The sequence below is a fragment of the Brevibacillus borstelensis genome, from assembly GCF_003710865.1.
GTDB classification, from domain to species: domain Bacteria; phylum Bacillota; class Bacilli; order Brevibacillales; family Brevibacillaceae; genus Brevibacillus; species Brevibacillus borstelensis.
Genome location: NZ_RHHO01000104.1, coordinates 1 through 2,088, shown reverse-complemented (window position 1 = coordinate 2,088; position 2,088 = coordinate 1). Strand labels below are relative to the sequence as shown.

The following is a 2,088-nucleotide window of genomic DNA, read 5'->3' as shown; positions in this document are numbered from 1 at the left end:
ATTTTAACAGTGCCGTTCACATTTTTCTTTTTCCCTCGTCAAGACAGCAAAAAGACACAGCCTGAGGCTATGTCCTTCCCAGCAGTGTCTCTATTTCACGCTCGTATCCATATCTCCGAAAGAACTCGATCAGCGCTACCGCGAAGATGTCTCTTTGGCTGATGTTCTTTTCCTTGCTGTATTCCCGGACCAGTGAATCGAGCGTATTGGTCATATGTACGGATTTGGTCACGAAGATGCCTGGGACCGCATAGCGCGGCACCTTTCCGCTTTCTGCCCCCGGCACGATCAGATCGACCAATCTGTCCTTGTTTCTCTCCAGCATCTCCAGAAGGGGCAAATAGCGCTCCAATTGTGCTGCGTCCGCACGGGTTATTTTGGGGGCCATAGGTGCGGTCACAGCCACACCCCCTCCATGACTATCCTGAAGCTCTTCTGTGGCCTCTGGACGGCCCTCAGCTTCCTCCTGAAGCTGTCCGTATACTCTCTGGTAGTTTCCCAGATCGGAGGACCATCTGTAGCCCTTTGCCTTCATATAATTGGCCAGATCACGATGATCTGCAAAGCCTAGACGTTTGGCGATTGTTTTGGCGTCTGCTCCTTCCTTTTGGAACAGGGAGATGACAGTGGCTACTTTCGAAGAACGGAGCAATGCCAGATCAATTTCCTGTTTGTCCAGGCGACTGTAGGCCGGTATGTAGTTTTGCTTATCCCGATCCCATTTGAAGTTCTTGCGTCGCATGTAAATATCGAGGGTTTTGTAGTTTTTATAGCCTAGTTCTTTTGCGAGTTCGTCCCTAGTCTTCCCCTCAACGAGACCGCGGAGTATTTCATTTACGCGTTCATCGTAGATGGGCTTTTGGTCTGCTTGTGAATCCATTGTTTTATACATTCCTATTTAACTCCCTTGCATGCATCCATGCCCATTCCTTATAGTCTCTCTATCTTGCTTACAGAGTATTGATTGCCTCGCTCAGCTGTTCCAAATCTGTATGTGTGTAGATGCTTGTCACATTCAGAGACGAGTGTCCAAGCAGCTTTTGTATTTGCACGAGATTCACATCCTTTTTGACAAGCTGACTGGCGAAGCTGTGGCGCAGGATGTGCGCCGTGACTTTCTTTTTCCAACCCAGCTTATTGACTGCCTGTGTAATGACTCGATTGACGTAAACTGGCGACAACATTCCCGTTTTCTTAGTGCAGAAAAACAACGGAGATTCGGTTTCAGGCCGTTGGTAGCGAATGTAATCTTCAAGTAAGGGAATCAGTCTGTTGGAGATTGGTATGAGTCTGTCCTTGTTCCCTTTCCCTGCGACAATATGGATTACCCGATTTTTTAAGTCTACGTTGTCGATCGTCAGATTTAGGCATTCGGAAATGCGCATTCCCGTCATGTATAAGACGATAACCACTAACCGAATCAAACGGTGGTCGATCATACAAATTAATAGCTCGACTTCTTCCTCCGTTAGGTAGGTTCTTTCCTTCTGCTGCACCTTAATTTTTTCCACAGACAGCGCTACATTACGACTTACCAGTTCCTTGTTGTATGCGTATGTAAAAAAGGAGCGCAGTGTATGAAGGTTACGTCCCCTGCTGGCAGGTGCATAATTTCGTTTTTCTTTGAGATAGGTGAGGTATTCTTCTATATCATTTGCTGTAATTTCATCGATGTATGGTTCAACGTTATATTTGGCTTCAAGGAAGCGGGTAAAAAAAATCAAATCCTTGCGGTAGCCAGTAATCGTCTCATGGCTTCTATCTATCGAAGACAAGTATTGAATAAAAGATTGAATCGCATTCATAAGTAGCATTGATAGTTGCCCACCTTTGGTAACGAAACATGCTTTATGCTATGGACATATTGCCGTATCAAACATTCTAACCAGTTTTGTATGTCGTATAACAAAAAAATCTATACAGCCAAACTTAATAATATATCAGATGAAACTCAAGATTTACCATTTTCGTCCATTTTCTAACATATGATTCGGAAAGTTGTTTCAGTCTGGAAAGTACAGTGTGGTATTGTAACCTAGTATGTACAGTTCTATTTAAAGAATTAGACCAATCGAGTAGGAGGGGGCG

Annotated in this window: 2 protein-coding genes; both read right to left on the bottom strand. The window is 44.5% G+C overall.

Features of this window, described 5'->3' with window-relative positions:
* Positions 1–67 precede the first annotated feature (67 nt).
* The gene (locus EDM54_RS26070; protein ID WP_003388365.1) at positions 68–892 is read right to left on the bottom strand and encodes a hypothetical protein; all 825 of its coding nucleotides are present in this window, start codon (positions 890–892) and stop codon (positions 68–70) included.
* A gap of 58 nt (positions 893–950) precedes the next feature.
* On the bottom strand, positions 951–1,814 hold the full coding sequence (locus tag EDM54_RS26065; protein ID WP_035989557.1) for a tyrosine-type recombinase/integrase: 864 nt from the start codon (positions 1,812–1,814) through the stop codon (positions 951–953).
* Positions 1,815–2,088 lie beyond the last annotated feature (274 nt).